The 16,639-nt window shown below is 41.2% G+C and carries 14 protein-coding genes; 12 read left to right on the plus strand and 2 right to left on the minus strand.

All coding sequences use genetic code 11. From position 1 onward, the window contains the following. The first annotated feature begins 8 nt into the window (after positions 1–8). The 7 genes from L2567_RS07780 (at position 9) to L2567_RS07810 (ending at position 6,699) form a co-directional block, all read left to right on the plus strand. A complete protein-coding gene (locus L2567_RS07780) occupies positions 9–3,257 on the plus strand; it encodes a reprolysin-like metallopeptidase (protein WP_235297187.1) in 3,249 nt (1,082 codons plus the stop codon). Between the two features lie 87 nt (positions 3,258–3,344). Next, positions 3,345–3,662 (plus strand): ArsR/SmtB family transcription factor, encoded by a 318-nt coding sequence (locus L2567_RS07785; RefSeq protein WP_235297188.1) that lies wholly within the window; start codon positions 3,345–3,347, stop codon positions 3,660–3,662. A gap of 4 nt (positions 3,663–3,666) precedes the next feature. After that, positions 3,667–4,032 (plus strand): DUF983 domain-containing protein, encoded by a 366-nt coding sequence (locus L2567_RS07790; RefSeq protein ID WP_235297189.1) that lies wholly within the window; start codon positions 3,667–3,669, stop codon positions 4,030–4,032. After that, complete coding sequence (locus L2567_RS07795; protein WP_235297190.1) at positions 4,029–4,379, plus strand: DUF7009 family protein; 351 nt, start codon at positions 4,029–4,031, stop codon at positions 4,377–4,379. The genes L2567_RS07790 and L2567_RS07795 overlap by 4 nt, the downstream gene beginning before the upstream one ends. Before the next feature lie 77 nt (positions 4,380–4,456). After that, entirely contained in the window at positions 4,457–5,296 is an 840-nt protein-coding gene (locus L2567_RS07800) for an endonuclease/exonuclease/phosphatase family protein (protein ID WP_235297191.1), read from the plus strand. 83 nt (positions 5,297–5,379) lie between these two features. Then, the gene (locus tag L2567_RS07805) at positions 5,380–6,297 is read left to right on the plus strand and encodes a DUF2911 domain-containing protein (protein ID WP_235297192.1); all 918 of its coding nucleotides are present in this window, start codon (positions 5,380–5,382) and stop codon (positions 6,295–6,297) included. 36 nt (positions 6,298–6,333) lie between these two features. Further along, positions 6,334–6,699: a rhodanese-like domain-containing protein gene (locus L2567_RS07810; protein WP_235297193.1), complete on the plus strand. Its 366-nt coding sequence runs from the start codon at positions 6,334–6,336 to the stop codon at positions 6,697–6,699. Here L2567_RS07810 and L2567_RS07815 read toward each other — a convergent pair. Both L2567_RS07815 and lysS read right to left on the minus strand, forming a co-directional pair. After that, positions 6,657–7,436 carry a lysophospholipid acyltransferase family protein gene (locus tag L2567_RS07815; RefSeq protein WP_235297194.1) on the minus strand — a complete coding sequence of 260 codons (780 nt, stop codon included), beginning with the start codon at positions 7,434–7,436 and terminating at the stop codon, positions 6,657–6,659. The two genes, L2567_RS07810 and L2567_RS07815, sit on opposite strands and share 43 nt — an antisense overlap. Further along, a complete protein-coding gene (lysS, locus tag L2567_RS07820) occupies positions 7,433–8,941 on the minus strand; it encodes a lysine--tRNA ligase (protein ID WP_235297195.1) in 1,509 nt (502 codons plus the stop codon). Before lysS ends, L2567_RS07815 begins: the two co-directional genes overlap by 4 nt. Positions 8,942–9,044: 103 nt before the next feature. Between lysS and L2567_RS07825 the strand changes: the two genes are divergently transcribed. The 5 genes from L2567_RS07825 to L2567_RS07845 are packed head-to-tail and all read left to right on the plus strand — an operon-like array spanning position 9,045 to position 16,353. Next, complete coding sequence (locus L2567_RS07825; protein ID WP_235297196.1) at positions 9,045–13,262, plus strand: T9SS type B sorting domain-containing protein; 4,218 nt, start codon at positions 9,045–9,047, stop codon at positions 13,260–13,262. Beyond that, positions 13,263–14,165 carry a histone deacetylase family protein gene (locus L2567_RS07830; protein WP_235297197.1) on the plus strand — a complete coding sequence of 301 codons (903 nt, stop codon included), beginning with the start codon at positions 13,263–13,265 and terminating at the stop codon, positions 14,163–14,165. Continuing rightward, a complete protein-coding gene (locus L2567_RS07835) occupies positions 14,166–14,738 on the plus strand; it encodes a pseudouridine synthase (protein WP_235297198.1) in 573 nt (190 codons plus the stop codon). A 37-nt stretch (positions 14,739–14,775) separates the two neighbouring features. Continuing rightward, entirely contained in the window at positions 14,776–15,315 is a 540-nt protein-coding gene (locus tag L2567_RS07840; protein WP_235297199.1) for a 2'-5' RNA ligase family protein, read from the plus strand. A gap of 54 nt (positions 15,316–15,369) precedes the next feature. Further along, complete coding sequence (locus tag L2567_RS07845; protein WP_235297200.1) at positions 15,370–16,353, plus strand: sugar phosphate isomerase/epimerase family protein; 984 nt, start codon at positions 15,370–15,372, stop codon at positions 16,351–16,353. Positions 16,354–16,639: the final 286 nt, after the last annotated feature.

The following is a 16,639-nucleotide window of genomic DNA, read 5'->3' on the forward strand; positions in this document are numbered from 1 at the left end:
ATTAACGCATGAAGTACATTTATTTATTTTTAGCTCTATTAGTAGGTTTTAATCTATCTTCTCAAAATTGGTTGCTGGACCAGCCTGTTAATATTCGAAGTACGGGAGAACGAAAGATAGTTCCTGACCAATTTCTATTGGCGCGGGTAAATAATGACGAGCTTAGGCTGATCTTAGAAGGTGCGCCAAATGAATTGCAAAATTACAGAAATCCAGGTGTAAAACTACGAGTGATGATATCAAATGGTACCATAGATGAATTTGAAGTGTATGAATATTCAATGCTTGAGCCTGCCTTAGCAGCAAAGTTTCCTGAGTTTAAGACCTTTGTTGGCAAATCCAGTACTGATGATTTCAGAACCATAAGGATAGACCAAACCACGAATGGTTTTCGTGCTGTTATTGCTGATTTGAATGGAAGAACATACATCGATCCTTATCAGCAGGGTGATGTGAATACGCGCATTATCTACAAAAGAGCTGGTTTAAGGCAAAGCGATTCCTGGATATGTGAAACTGATGCGCCTAAAATTGAATTGCCTACTACTCTTGAACAAAGGTTTGCAGGTGACTGCAGCTTACGTACTTACAGACTAGCAGTAGCGGCAACGGGCGAATACACAGCATTTCATGGAGGTACCGTTGCTGCTGCCCAGGCAGAAATCGTGACGGCCATTAACAGAGTCAATCAAATATACGAGCAAGATTTGACCGTGCGATTAATATTGATCGGCAATAATTCAAGTGTGATATATACTAATTCCAACTCAGATCCTTATACCAACTCAGACGGATTTGCAATGTTGGATGAAAACCAAAGCAATCTTGATGCTGAAATCGGATCTGATAACTATGATATCGGCCATGTTTTTTCGACTGGAGGGGGAGGAGTAGCAGCTTTGGGTTCTATTTGCAATCAATTTACGAAAGGTCAAGGTGTGACAGGATTAGGTTCTCCAACGGGAGATCCCTTTTATATTGATTTTGTATGTCATGAAATCGGTCATCAGTTTGGTGGACCTCATACTTTTAATAGTACCACAGGTAGTTGTGGTGGAGGCAATAAAAGCAATGCGAATTCTTTTGAACCGGGCAGTGGTACTACGATTATGGCTTATGCAGGTATTTGTGGAAATGAAAATGTTCAGAATAATTCAGATCCTTATTTTCACTCTAAGAGTATCGAGCTCATGGTGAGTGAAATATTATCAAACAATTGTCATTCGACAATTACATTTATCAACAATGCACCACAGGTCAGTGTCCTGATAGATAAAACAGTGCCCAGGTCTACATACTTATTATTGGATGCGCAAGCTACTGATCCAGACGGTGATCCAATAACCTATTGCTGGGAACAAATTGACATAGGCGGCACCAATGATGATTTGCCAGCTCCATCAAATACAGTAGGCCCCCTCTTCAGATCGCTACCACCTGTTGCCAATTCTTCGCGCTTTTTGCCAAGTATTGATAACATTATCAATAATTCAAGCGACCCATGGGAAGTATTGCCCGATGTCTCTCGGACCATGAATTTCAGAGTAACGGTTAGAGATCATGCTTTGCAACCGGGATGCACCGAAGAGAGAGATATTGAAATTACAGTTGATGGTAACTCTGGGCCTTTTGTCGTCAATAGCAATTCAATTCCTGCGACGGTGAAAGAAGGTCAAAATTTGACCATTAACTGGGAGGTGGCAGGGACTGACCTTGCACCGGTGAGTTGTAGCAACGTCGACATTTTTCTAAGTACAGATGGAGGTTTGACTTATCCCACATCGATTGTGTCAGGCACAGACAATGACGGCACCGAAAGTATAATCATACCAGCAGGGTTGTCTACTTCGGCACGAATCATGATCAAGTGCTCCGATAATATCTTCTTTGATATCAATGACAGCAACTTTACCATTGAAGAGGGAAATAATGGTTTCACCCTTGAACTGGATCCTATTTCCTTAGTGACCTGCGCTGATCAGAGTGCGACTTTTAACATCAATTCTTTCGAGACGGGTACGTTTACCACACCCATAAATCTATCTGTAACGGGTGTGCCGTCAGGAGCCAATGTTGCGTATTCTGCAAACCCGATCGTTGCCGGTAATTCATCGACAGTGACGATCAGTAATCTCGGTGCCAATCAGGGTACTTTTACCCTTGACGTTGTCGGTGCAGCAGGCTCTGTTGTGAGGACCAAAAATTTTGATTTGGAATTAGTGCAACCTACCATTTTTCCTGGACTGATTTCACCATCAGATGGTGCCAACAATGTTAGCTTAACTCCAACACTTTCCTGGACTATTGGCTCAAACGCCTTGGGATACGAATACGAAATCAGCACCCAACCTAATGGAAACAATGTGATAGCGACGGGTACTTCAACAAGCAACATGATTGACTTATCGACAGCGTTGTCTGAATTGACCACTTACTACTGGAGGGTAAGATCTTTCAACGATTGTGGGCAATCGTCCTATTCGTCAGAATACAGCTTTACCACTAAGGAAATTAATGAAGTGTGCCAAAGTTTTATGGCCACCGGACTGCCTATCAATATCATTGATGCCACAACGACTGAACCTAGCCAAACCAATTCCTTCCTTACAATTAGTGGTTTAAGTGGAAATATTCTGGATGTCGATGTGATTAATTTGAATGGAACTCATACTTATGTGGGTGATTTGTTAATGGCCATTTTCTCACCTAATGGCAATGCGACCCAGGTTAATTTATTTAACAATATATGTGAATCAGACAATGATTTTGATCTGGGTTTTGATGATGAAGCCGCCTCAGATAATATTCCTTGTCCACCTACAGACGGTATTAGCTACAGACCGATTACTGCTCTGTCTACGTGGGATGGTCAGGATCCCAATGGTTCATGGCAACTGGCCATCTTAGATCAAGCGAACCAGGACAGCGGAACCTTAAATTCATGGAGTCTGAGAATATGTATTGATCAAGAGGTCGTTTGTAATCTGAATGTAACTGTGACTACTGCAACCGGACCCGGATCACTGCTCAGTGCTTTAGAATGTGCACAAAATGGTGATATCATTACACTGGATGCCTCTCTTAGTGGTCAGAATATTGATCTGGGAGCCAATAAGATGATTATTGAAAAAGACATTACAATTGAGTCTAATCCCTCGAACGATATAGGCATCACTTATTCAGGAACTGGACCAGCACTTGAAATCAAAGCAGGCGGAAAAATGACGATGAAAGGCGCAAAAATTAATCAGAATTAGGGTAAATATCCGCTGGCCTACAGTTATTACAGAACTTTGCAGGGCTTGTCTTGTTTCCATCAATGAAGATAATTTATATATTTGTATATGGCAGAGAATAAACTTTTAGTAAACGAAAGCGAAGCGGAAAAGCTAGAACGCATTGCATATATACTGAAAACCATAGCACATCCGGTAAGACTGGGCATCATTCATTTGCTGGAGCAACATGCCCGACTATCTGTGACAGAAATTTGTGAACATCTTGATACTGAGCAATCTTTGACTTCCCATCACCTGCAGAACATGCGCTTGAAAGGTCTATTGTCTGTCAAAAGAGATGGAAGATCCATGTTATATTCTCTTAAAGAACGGGATGTTTCATTGATCATTGAATGCCTGGAGAATTGCAATTGCAATATGTGAATTGATGAACAAACTGAAAAGTATTTTTCAATACAAGTGCCCTCGCTGCCACCAATCCAAACTCTTTAAAGAACCTTTTAACATATCCAAACCACTGGATATGAATGAATCATGTGAACATTGCGGGCAAAAATTTGAACCTGAACCTGGATTTTATTATGGCGCCATGTTTATCTCTTACATTCTATCCGGATGGATTTTTGTAGGAACCGCACTATTGCTTGTGTTTGCTTCTGGATGGTCTATTGAAGCCGCCATGGGCATCGTAATTGTTATAGCAGTAGTGACTTTTTTTAAATTACTTAGACTTTCCAGGTCTTTATGGATACATCTTATTGTCAAATATGACCCTGATAAATCAAAAACATGAAAATCAGAATTCTAAATAATAGCATTAGGTTCAGAATGTCCAGAACTGAAATGTCTGCTCTTGAAAATGGTTATGAAGTAAGTTCTGTGACCCATTTTCTGAAGGAATCATTGATGGTGGTGGTCCGCACCGTTCATTCTGAATCCAGCATCGACCTCTATAAAAATAAGATCACGCTGTCACTCGAAAAAGACGCTGTGATTTCACTCAATGCAGATGAAAACCATATCAGCCATAGATTTTCGCAGGGAGAACTCAGTGTCTTGTTTGAAAAAGATTTTAAATGCCTAACAGAAAGAGCAGAAGACGAATCCGAATTATATCCAAATCCACTGAAGTCACATTAATTTGTAGGGACCTGATCGGAAAACCTTGATTTTATTTTGACTTATTTGTATTTTGCTCCCTACCTTAAGCTAATTGAATGAAATTTTTTTTTACACTTGCTTTGATGGCCTTAAGCCTTTTATCCAACGCTCAAGTCGCCCTCAAAGCCATCTCCTACAACATCAAATATCATGACCAGAAAGCTGAGGTAGATACATGGGATGAGCGAAAAGACGCAATGATTGTTTTTTTTCGTGATGAGATTGCAGATTTCTTTGGCCTTCAGGAAGTGTTGGAGTCACAATTGAAATTTATTGATCAGGAACTAGAACATTACAACTACATAGGCGTCGGTAGAGATGATGGAGAAAACGAAGGCGAGTTTTGCCCCATATTATATGACAGTACAGTCTGGCGACCTATCAAGCACAAGACTATTTGGTTATCGGAAACACCGAACGAAGTATCCATTGGCTGGGACGCAGCGTGCAATCGTATTGTGACCTTTGGAATATTTGAAAATAGGGAATCAGGAGACCAGATAGCCATCTTTAATACCCATTTTGATCACAAAGGTAAAGAGGCGAAGAGGAAGAGTGTTGAATTGCTGGTGGACTTTGTCAAAAAGGAAAGCCTTGGTCTTCCCACATTGATCCTTGGAGATTTTAACCTGGAACCTAACGGCAGTCTTTATTGGGCTTTAACCGATGATTTTCATGATACCAAATTCAAATCCTATAGTGTGCATGAAGAGCATGAGGGCACCTATAATGGATTTCAATTGGAGGGACGTTTTAGAGATCGCATTGACTATATCTTTTTTCAAGGTGGGATTGAAGCCATTTCTTATGAGTGCCCAGATCTTCGAATAGACGGCCGTCATGTATCGGATCATTTTCCAGTAATTGCTGTTCTGCAATTGACTCCTGACGATTAAATACCATTTAAAGTTTTGTTATCGTAAGCATAATATTCATAAGTTCTTTTTGACTTATTTATTTTCAAAATTAAAATTCAACGATGCAAAGACTTATCGGACTAATTGGACTGATATTACTGTTTTCAAATGCCGGAGTGAGTCAATACTCTAATCAACTTACACCTCAAATCTCCTCAGATAATAGTATCTCTGAAAGAATCGCTTATACGAAAATAGCCATACAGTATGGAAGTCCTAAAGTCCGAGGACGTGTAATCTGGGGTGAAATGGAAGAGTATGATCAGATATGGAGGGCTGGTGCCAATTTAGCTACCACCATATCTTTCAGTGAAGATGTGATGGTAGAAGGACAATCATTGAAACAGGGCAGGTATGCCTTATTTGTCATTCCCAGGAAAGAAAAGGATTGGACCATCATCTTCAACAACGTCGCTGATCAATGGGGCGCATTCAATTACGATGAGGAGCAAGACGCTTTAAGAATTGCGGTGCCGCTTATGGTTAATCCTCATGTGGAAGATCTCACCTTTGATATCGTTGCAAAGGAATTTGAAGGTGCATTTGTGACCTTGGAATGGGAAAAGATTAAATTGAGTTTTTTTGTAGAAGTCCAACACTATCAGATTTTAGAGCGAATGCTCAAGGAAGAATTGGACCTCGTGCCGGCTCATACCCAATGGGTCATTTATCTTCAGGCAGCAAATTATTTGATAGATGAAAATGCAAGGCTAGATTTGGCCGAAAAGTGGCTGAAAGAGAGTGAACGGTTATATCCAGTTTCGGGGGAGTGGAGTGGGCAATACTATCCCAAAGCATACATTTACGGTGATTTATTGTGGGCTAAAGCCAAACTGGCTGCGCTAAGAGGATCATTTGAAAAAGCGATCAACTATGCTGAAGAAATGATGGCATTGGAGGGTGATTACCCTTTCTATGATAATGAAAAGGATTCAGAGCAAATCGATTTGCGAATCAATCATTGGAAAGCCCAAGAATGAATGATTTTGTTCATGAAGTTTAATTATATTTGAAATATGCTGGAGAAAAATAAGGAGCCCGAAATTTGTGAAGTGCCACGATGGCAAATGATTAAAGCCACACTGAACAATCTGGACTACAAGGCTTTCATTGACGCTGCAAAAAAGGATGAACATAGCGTGATAATAGATGTCAGAACACAGGCAGAGCATGAATTAGATCACATTCCTGGTTCAAAGGTAATGGACTACCTAGACCGCGACCTTGCCAGTAAAATGGAGACACTGGACAAAGACAAAAGCTATTATATCTATTGTCGGACCGGTCGACGAAGTCTTCGGGTATGTGTAATCCTGAAAAATCTTGGTTTTGAAAGCGTTTACAATTTGGAAGACGGCATCGTTTCTCGTCCCCAGACCTGATGCCAGTTAACATGCATTTCCTTCAAAGATTCATCGATCAGTCTGCGGGACTCTCTCATAAGAAATGTTGGATTGTCAGAAATAAGTGCAGGATGGATTTCCACCTTTACCTCTGTTCTTTTCTTGCCAAACTGAATCATAAATTGTTTAAGCAAAGAAGGCTGAATCCACAAATCGGATTTGTTTTTGAATTCCTGAGCAATCGGTACCACAGGGTATTTTAATTTAGCAGCCTCGTCAAAACTTCCTTTATGAAAATTGATGGTGGTCTCTTCCGTACCTGTAGTTCCCTCCGGATAAACCGCTAGATTCAGATTTTTCGACATCGTTTCGAACAGCTTTTTCCTGGCAGCCACCCTGGAATTCTTCTCATCCCTGTCTACATAGATCACACCAGTCATAGCTGCACCTCTGCCCAAAAATGGGTAAGACTCGATTTCGGCTTTGGCCAAAAAGTAGGTGTCTGTAATGTATGCAATGATGACAGGGTCTATAAGGTTCCTGTGATTAATGATATACAAACACGGGAAGTCAGGGATTTCACCTTTTTGTTCAACGATATGAAGATTAAGAATTTTGAATGCAAGATTGACCCAGGCCCTTCTCAATCGAAATCCCCTTTCGATGGTGTGTTTTTTAAAAAGACATCTGATCCTATAGTAAAATACGAATAGCATGAGGGTAAATCCCAATGCCAATAGTCTGAAGATCGCTCGTAAGGATTTCAGAGGCTTCACTTTTTCTCAGCCTTCATTTGAGGGAAAAACAAAACGTCTTGTATAGAGTGTTGGCCGGTCAACAACATCGTTAGTCTGTCAATTCCAATACCCAGACCACTAGTCGGAGGCATTCCAAATTCCAGGGACCTTAAAAAGTCTTCATCGAGAACCATGGCTTCATCATCTCCACGTTCTGCTAATTTAATTTGATCTTCAAACCTTTGTCGCTGATCGAGCGGATCGTTTAATTCCGAGTACGCATTGGCAATTTCTTTACCATTGACAAATAACTCAAAGCGTTCAACCAGTCCGTCTTGTGAACGATGTTTCTTGGCTAATGGTGTCATTTCGATCGGATAATCTGTTATATAAGTCGGCTGAATCAAATGTTTTTCTACCTTCTCACCGAAAATTTCATCGATCAGTTTCCCTCTACCCATTGAATCGTCAACCTCAATATGCATTTCTTTACATAGTGACCTCAATGCTTTCTCGTCCAAATGGGAGATATCTTTTCCGGTGTGTTTTTCAATGGATTGATACATGGACAGGCGCTCATAAGGTCCGGCAAAATCAATTTCATGACCGTCGTAAGTCACCTTAGTAGAGCCATTGACCGCTTGTGCAATGTATTCCAGGCACTGTTCTACCATTTCCATCATCCAAATGTAATCCTTGTAGGCAACGTAAATTTCCATTGAGGTAAATTCAGGATTATGTGTGCGGTCCATGCCTTCATTTCTAAACATCTTACCGATCTCATATACTCCCTCGAATCCGCCTACGATCAATTTTTTTAAATACAATTCATTGGCTATTCTTAAGTAGAAAGGCATGTCCAGCGTATTGTGATGGGTCTGAAAGGGCCGAGCTGCTGCGCCACCATGAATGGATTGTAAGACAGGAGTCTCTACTTCCAGCCAACCTTTGTCGTCGAAAAACCTTCGCATAGCAGAAATGATGCGCGATCTTTTTCTAAAAACCTCTTTGACCTGAGGGTTTACTACAAGATCAACATAACGCATTCTATATCTTTGTTCCGGATCGGTAAAGGCGTCGTGAACTTTGCCTTCAGCATCAGTTTTCACGATGGGAAGCGGTCTCAGAGCTTTGGACAAGACCGTTAATTCTTTGACGTGAATGGAAAGTGTACCGGTTTGAGTATAAAAAGCATGACCTCGTACACCTATGAAATCACCAATGTCCAGTAGTTTCTTAAAAATTGTGTTGTACAGCGTTTTATCTTCTCCAGGGCAAATCTCGTCGCGATTCACATATATCTGTATTCTACCAGCACTGTCCATGATCTCAGCAAAGGAAGCTTTGCCCATAATGCGTTTTTGCATTAAACGTCCAGCTATGACAACATCCTGAAAATTATTTTGATCGACATCGAAGTTCTCCTTGATCTCCTTAGAAGTAGTGTTCTTGGTAAACATTTCCGCCGGATAGGGATTGACTCCTGCATCAATAATTTTTTGAAGATTTTCACGTCTGATGATTTCCTGTTCGCTTAATGGCATCTTTCAATTTATTTAAATAGTGGGCAAAAGTAGGGAAAACAGTTAACAATTTAATCATAATCATATATGTATATTATGAAGGGTAAAGTCTATTTTTGTAGTAATGAGAAGGCGTTTTTTAGGTCAATGGTTATTGGTTTTGTCAATATGTATGGACGTATTTGTATGCATTGGCCAAACACCTATTTTCAGAGAGAACTTTACAGAACCCAACAATAGCATTTCAGGAGTTGACGATTTTGGTACCGCTTGGAATGTTAGTTGTCCTACGTGTGAAGGATTTTATAGTGTTCAGGGTAACCAATTGGTGCAAGAAAATTCGGGACGAGATCCAGGTCCCAATACTGTGCCAAGGTTTAGTACGGGTGATATAGACATTTCCAATTGCAATACCCTATCAATTCAAATGGACTACACTGGCCAACAGTATGGGACTGATTTTGAACGAGAAAGTGAATGTAATAGGTTTGGTTTAGGATGCGCGGGTGATCCGACCATGCCAGACGCTGGAGATTGTCATAATTGTTGGGATTTTTTTCACGTTGAGTTAATTTATAGCAACGGAGACAAGGAAAGAGTTAGACTAATCGGCGCAAATGGTGACTACGTGACCTCAACGCCAATTAATTACACCACCGGTTGCTTGGGTGTCAAGAATTCAGCATCTCTTGAGATAACTTCTCAAACATGGGCATCATCTGAAAGAATTGTAGTAGATAATATAGTTATCATTTGCAATGACCCTCCAAGTAATTTGATTATAGCACAAGATCCACCTGGGGCACCAGAGTTTTGCGCAGGAGAAATTGTGGAACTAAAAGTTAACAATGCTGCTGGACAGGATTTTGAGTGGTTTGATCCAGACAACAACCCTGTCGGAGGAAATTCGAATTCTCTCAGTATTACAGCTTCTGGTGATTTTGGATTTGGACTTCCAGCTAATACTTATAGCGTTATTGCAACTAATGGAAGTGGATGTAAATCTCATGGTTCAAGAAGTCTAATTTTTAATGAATCCCCTTCAGTATTAATCACTACTAGTCAGTCCATTTGTGAAGGAGATCATTTTATGCTTTCGGAGTTCGGCGGTGATGCTGAATCCTGGACTTGGTCAGGACCTTATCCGGGTTCTCCTACAACTCAAAATTGGAACCTTAACAATATGCTACCAATCCATTCAGGTATTTATAGAGTTATTGTTACTGATCAAAACTCTTGTACCCAGGAAGCTTCTACAATGATTACAGTACAGGGGGGAAGCACTTACTCACTTCAAACCTTTCCCGCAGTATGCGAAAACGATAACGTGGTTTTGCTAGACCAGACACAAGATGGGGTGACGGGAGATTGGTCAGGTCCGACGGGGGTGACCAGCAACTCGCTGAACCCTGCACAATTGGGTACGGGTAATTTTGAGCTTACCTTTACCCCAACTTCTTCCGGATGTGCAATCGTCCAAACCACCACGATTACTATTTCTTCCGCTCCTGAGTCCTTTCCTCCCAGTCAGCCCTTCCTTTCCAGCTGCGGCACCATCACAGCGACCTATGATTTGACCCAACTCAATAAAGAAATTAACGGAGGAACCGGTTTGCCCGTCCGCTGGTACCAGCAAACTAATCGCATCGACGAAATTTTTGATCCGGAAGCATTTACAGCTGCCAACGTAACCGTATATGCAGTGGTGGAGGAAAATCAATGCTTTTCTGGAGAGCAGGCAGTAGATTTAATGATTTCCAGCGGCCCGGAAATCGTAACCCCGGATCAAATCCAGGGATGTGGCAGTGTCCAATTGGATAATATCATGATAAACAATGGTTCCGGTAACGAACAATACTATTCTATGGCGGGCGGCATGGGACAAGTGATTCCTGTTGGGACCATGTTAAACCAGGACACCCTGATCTATGCTTTTGACCAGAAACAGTCTTGTACAGATGAGGTAGCAATATCCATTACAGTAGGGCAGACCACCAACGCTGGGCCTGACCTAACCCTCAATACCTGTAAGAAAGGGAAGATGGCTTTACTGGAACTACTGCCTCCTGGTGTAGATTCAGGGGTATTTATGGACCATACAGGAAATACCTTACTTAACGATTCCATTGAAATCACGGGTCAGGGAGGCAATCAAATACTTCTAACTTACCAGACTTTTGCTGAGCCACCTTGTCCCGCAGATGAAGCCAGTTATACCATCAATGTGTTTTCTACTGTAGAAGCCGGTCCGGATGCTGAAGCGACCATTTGCACAGGAGAAACCATTGACATCAACCAATTGACCTATGATAATGGTGCCAGTGGCCGTTTTGAGTTTACCGATGGTACCACCAGCCCTCAAACCACTTTTACAATGGCCCAGGGTGATTTGCCCTTTCAGCTGGACTTTTATTACATTGTCAATGGAGGCGCCATTTGTGACTCTGATACTGCATTGATCAGCGTTGCAGGTCGCCAGCAACTCATAACCATACTGAATGAGGAGGTTTGCCCAGACTACCAAATCAACGTGTTTGGAACAGCGTATAACATTAACAATCCGCAGGGACAGGAATTGGGAACTTCAATTTCAGGTTGTGATTCCCTCATTACCATTGACCTGCAATTCAGACCAGAAAACACAACTTTAATTGATGACGTATTGTGTACTGGAAATGAGCTTATGATCAATGGTCAGATCTACAATGAAACCAATCCATCAGGATCTGAAAACCTTGCTAATGCTGACCAGTTTGGTTGCGATAGCATCGTGGAAATAGACCTATCTTTCGACACAGAAATAATCGTCCTTTTGGATTTTGACTTATGTCAGGGTACAGATACGCTCATAAACGGTGTCGTTTACAACGAAAGCAATACAACAGGTTCTGCAGAACTTATATCTGTCAATGGATGCGATAGCATTATAGCGGTTGATTTAAATATAGTAAGGCCTTCCACAGGTATTATTGAAGGAATTTATTGCCCCAACGATACGGTGATGGTCGAAAACCAGATTTTTGACATGCAAAGGCCGTCCGGAACCTTTATTTCTCAGGAGGCTAATGCTGCAGGTTGTGACAGTATTATTGAAGTCTCACTCACTTTTGAAACCAATCTGACTCGTGAAATTCGAGAAACCCTTTGTGCAGGTGAAGAGTTAATGGTCAATGGCAACCTATACAATCAAGAAAATCCTTCTGGAACTGAGCTTTTTCCCGGGGCCGGTGTGTGTGACAGTATGTTGATCGTCGATCTGATTTTCTTACCTGTAGACACCCTTATCATCCGGGAGACCTTTTGTCAGGACACCATGATCACTGTGAATGGGACCACTTATGATCGGTCCAATCCTGCGGGTCAGGAGAACATAGTGGGTGGGTCTGCTTCAGGATGTGATCAATTTGTTAATATCTCCCTTTCTTACGTTGACAGGATTGAAACCAATATCAGAGATACCCTTTGCACCGATGAAGGCATTCTGGTCAATGATGTCCTATACAATAATGAAAATAGGACAGGTCAGGAAATTCTTACGTCTGTCAATGGATGTGATAGCATCGTCAATGTCTCGCTATTTTTTATAGGTGTAATGTATGATTTGGAAATTATACAACCCGAATGTGATGCTGGAAGTGAAGGAGCGTTAACTCTTGATATTCAAAGTGATCTTTCTACGATCGAAGATATAATATTAGATGGCATTTCCATCAGGTCAGAATTTCAAAACGGAGCAGTGATAGATGATCTCACTCCAGGTGATCACGAGTTGGTCATATTTTCAATAGACGGTTGTTCTGTTTTAGACCGATTTAACATCTTAAGCATTGAGGAGCAGGAATTATCGATTCAGGCAGCGTTAGTGGATGACAGTTATTATCAATTATCAACTTCTTTTAGTGGTGAAATCGCTGAGATACAATGGTCGCCCGCTGAAGGACTGAGTTGCAGCAATTGTGCAATGCCAGAGGCCAGGCCAATCAACACTTCGCTTTACACCCTTTTGGTTACCGATACACTTGGCTGCATTTATATAAGCGAAATCGAATTGGCATTTTTACTGAGTGCTGTTTTGTACCAACCAAACATTTTTAGCCCCAACCAGGATGGGATCAATGATGTTTTCTTCTTAGATTCAAATTTCTCATATGACTTCAGGACTTTTTCCATATTTGACCGATGGGGTAATAGGGTCTTTAATAAGGTCAATGGACAAACTGGTGATCCTTCGTTTGGCTGGGATGGATTGGATTACGATGAAGGTGTGTATTTGTATTTGATGGAAATTGATTTACCGGAAGGACCGAAAACAATTTTTGGCCATGTGAGTTTGATTCGTTAGATGTTGAAAATTGCCTATTCTCCAGTTTATAAATACGAATTACCGGAAGGACATCGATTTCCTATGGAAAAGTATGAATTGGTACCGGAACAGCTGTTGTATGAGGGCACCATTACACCGGCTAATTTTTTTCATCCTGAACAGTTGGCCGAAGAGGATATACTATTGACGCATACACGCGAGTATTGGGATAAATTAAAAACTAATGCACTGTCAAGAAAGGAGATCAGGAAGATAGGATTTCCGGTGCGGCCATCGTTGATTGATAGGGGACGATTCATTGCTAAGGGGACGATTGATTGTGTCAGTTATGCACGAAAATATGGCGTTGCCATGAATATTGCCGGAGGAACGCATCATGCTTTTGCCGGATCAGGTGAAGGGTTTTGCATATTTAATGACTTTGCTATTGCTGCCAACTACTTTTTGCATAGAGGGGAGATAGGTCAATTTCTCATCGTAGATCTGGATGTGCATCAGGGAAATGGAACCGCCAGTATATTTAAGAACGAGCCACGTGTGTTTACTTTCAGCATGCACGGAGCCAAGAACTATCCTGTAAGGAAGGAGAATTCAGATTTGGACATAGGAGTGGAAGATGGGATCAATGACGAAGCCTATTTAAAAATTTTAAAGGAGGTATTGCCAGACCTTATTGATCAGATCAATCCTGACGTGATACTTTATCTAAGTGGCGTGGATGTATTAAAAACGGATAAACTAGGGAGGTTGGGTATGACCAAAGAAGGTTGTAAGGAAAGAGATCGGTTTGTTTTGGAAAACTGTAAACAACGGGAAATACCTGTTGCGATTAGTATGGGAGGTGGCTATTCTGAGCGGATTGCTGATATCGTTGATGCCCATGCCAATACCTTCCGCGTTGCTCAAGAAATTTTCTTCTAAATGGCTGATAAAAAACACCGACATTTCAAATTGCACAAGCCCTACGGCTATCTCTCGCAGTTTGTGCGTTATGAGCGCAACAGACGGAACAAAAAAATGCTTGGAGCCCTTTATGATTTTCCGGAAGGAACCATGTCAGTAGGCAGATTGGACGAAAAATCGGAAGGATTGTTGATTCTCACCACAGACGGGCAGGTTAGCTTTGATTTAAGATCAAAAAATGTGGAAAAGGAGTACTATGTGCAAGTAGACGGTGAGATAACACAGGAGGCCATAGAGGGGATGAAGAAAGGCGTGGTTATTGGTTTTGATGGTAAAAAGTATCAGACGCTTCCTTGTCAGATTTGGAGGATTAATGATCCAGATTTTATTCCCAGGAAAAAGAAGATTAGAGATGCCCGGCATGGTCCCACGAGTTGGATTTCCGTGGTTTTAACCGAAGGCAAGTATAAACAAGTACGGAAGATGACTTCGGCGGTTGGTTTTCCGACGTTGCGATTGGTTAGGGTGAGGATCGGGAATATTCATTTAGGGGTTTTCGAGCCGGGTAGGGTGGAAGAGATTTCTTTTTGAAAACTTAAGAATTATATTTAAAGTACAGTTACTATTTATGAAGATCGGATATGCATTGATGCTTAATAATGAATGCCATAATTTCATCAGAAAAACTCAATTTGAATTACATCAAGAGGTAGGCATAGGCATGCCCAGACAATCGCCGCACATCACCATCAAATCACCTTTTAAAATAGATCGACTTGACGAATATGTGACCTATTTTGACCATCTGGCGGCAAATACACCAGCGATCGATATCACCATGAATAGCATTGGCTTTTTTGATGAAAAAGTCATTTATCTTGAAGTTGAACAAAAGCAAGAGTTACTCGACTGGCACTTTAAAATTCTTGCCGACATGAAAGCCAGATTTGATGTCAATCCAGATCCTTACGAAGGGGAAAGTATAAAGTTTCATGCCAGTATCGCGGGTTTCAATAAACGAGAAGAATTCGTACGAGCTAAAACCTTTCTTTCAAATCTTGATATTGACTTACATTTCAGGGCAGTGGAATTAGGTCTATTCTATCATTTGGGAGAAGGGGAAAGCTGGATCGTTCAAAGGAGAAGTTTGTTGGAAGGTCAAATGTAACTGTTCATCAGTGAAAATTTATTAAATTCAAGTTTGACTTTAAATAAACTTTATATGAAAATAAGTATCATTTTGGGAGCAACATTAATCATTCTTTTATGTGCTTTCACCCCTTGGAGCAGTGAATGTGTTGGTAAAAATTCAGAAGAAGGATTTGAGATATCATTGGCCCAATGGTCACTACATAAATCTTTTTTTGGAGATCTAAACAATGATTGGGCATGGTTTGGAAAGATGTTGAGGGAATCGCCGGACTCTCTTCTTCGCGGGGATCTACATCCTGATGATTTTCCGGAAATTGCAGCTGGTTTTGATGTGAACATCATTGAATTAGTCAATACCTTCTACTACAGTAAGGCAGAAGATATGGACTATTGGCAAGCATTTAAGGAGCAATGTGAAGAAGTAGATGTCAGGGTTGGATTGATCATGTGTGACGCACTTGGAGACATAGGAAATGCTGATGCTGCGGAGCGGATGAAGGCAGTTGAGAATCACTACCCATGGGTTGATGTTGCCGCATTTTTAGGTGCTGAGAGTATCCGGGTCAATGCAGCGGGTTCAGGTAGTGCTCAGAAAGTAGCGGACAATGCTGTGGATGGATTGAAGAAGTTAGGCGAATATGCTGCCACTAAAGGAGTCAATGTATTGGTAGAAAATCATGGAGGCTATTCTTCGAATGGAGCATGGCTGTCAGAAGTGATGAGCAGAGTAGGGATGGAAAATGTGGGCACCTTGCCTGATTTTGGTAATTTTTGTATTGAGCGAGGAGCTAACTGGACTTGTGCAAAGGAGTATGACCGTTATAAAGGAATTGCGGAACTGATGCCGTATGCGAAGGGTGTAAGTGCGAAGACCAATGCTTTTACGGAAGAAGGGAAAGAAGCCAATATGGATTACTTGCGCATCATGAAAATTGTCAAGGATTCCGGCTTTAGAGGTACGATAGGAATAGAATATGAGGGAAATGAGTTGTCTGAGGAAGAAGGAATACAAAAGACCAAGGCTTTGTTGGAAAGCGTTCTTGAGCAAATCTAGGTGTTTAAGAAGGTGATGAGGCTCAATGATGTTTCATGATTTAAAGGAGGTATGAACCATTTATTGAGATGAGTTCTGGCTCATGATAACATTAAGGATCTGGTGTCGACTGGGCAAAAAATCGTAATGAATGATATATTTTTGTGGGGATATAGGGGAGTTATATTTCATTTACCCTTGATTTCAGTAGGTTGGAATGACTTGAATAAACGCTTAAGCCGGCTTTCGCTCGTTACTTGATATCACTGATTCTCTGTGATGGACTTCAGATGTCCGATTGAATTTT

This window comes from Portibacter marinus (assembly GCF_021533195.1).
GTDB lineage: Bacteria > Bacteroidota > Bacteroidia > Chitinophagales > Saprospiraceae > Portibacter > Portibacter marinus.

Bases quoted from the DNA above. Each gene is read 5' to 3' on its own strand.
- L2567_RS07780 (WP_235297187.1), top strand. From the start codon at position 9: ATGAAGTACATTTATTTATTTTTAGCTCTATTAGTAGGTTTTAATCTA.
- L2567_RS07785 (WP_235297188.1), top strand. From the start codon at position 3,345: ATGGCAGAGAATAAACTTTTAGTAAACGAAAGCGAAGCGGAAAAGCTA.
- L2567_RS07790 (WP_235297189.1), top strand. From the start codon at position 3,667: ATGAACAAACTGAAAAGTATTTTTCAATACAAGTGCCCTCGCTGCCAC.
- L2567_RS07795 (WP_235297190.1), top strand. From the start codon at position 4,029: ATGAAAATCAGAATTCTAAATAATAGCATTAGGTTCAGAATGTCCAGA.
- L2567_RS07800 (WP_235297191.1), top strand. From the start codon at position 4,457: ATGAAATTTTTTTTTACACTTGCTTTGATGGCCTTAAGCCTTTTATCC.
- L2567_RS07805 (WP_235297192.1), top strand. From the start codon at position 5,380: ATGCAAAGACTTATCGGACTAATTGGACTGATATTACTGTTTTCAAAT.
- L2567_RS07810 (WP_235297193.1), top strand. From the start codon at position 6,334: ATGCTGGAGAAAAATAAGGAGCCCGAAATTTGTGAAGTGCCACGATGG.
- lysS (WP_235297195.1), bottom strand. From the start codon at position 8,941: ATGCCATTAAGCGAACAGGAAATCATCAGACGTGAAAATCTTCAAAAA.
- L2567_RS07825 (WP_235297196.1), top strand. From the start codon at position 9,045: ATGAGAAGGCGTTTTTTAGGTCAATGGTTATTGGTTTTGTCAATATGT.
- L2567_RS07830 (WP_235297197.1), top strand. From the start codon at position 13,263: ATGTTGAAAATTGCCTATTCTCCAGTTTATAAATACGAATTACCGGAA.
- L2567_RS07835 (WP_235297198.1), top strand. From the start codon at position 14,166: ATGGCTGATAAAAAACACCGACATTTCAAATTGCACAAGCCCTACGGC.
- L2567_RS07840 (WP_235297199.1), top strand. From the start codon at position 14,776: ATGAAGATCGGATATGCATTGATGCTTAATAATGAATGCCATAATTTC.
- L2567_RS07845 (WP_235297200.1), top strand. From the start codon at position 15,370: ATGAAAATAAGTATCATTTTGGGAGCAACATTAATCATTCTTTTATGT.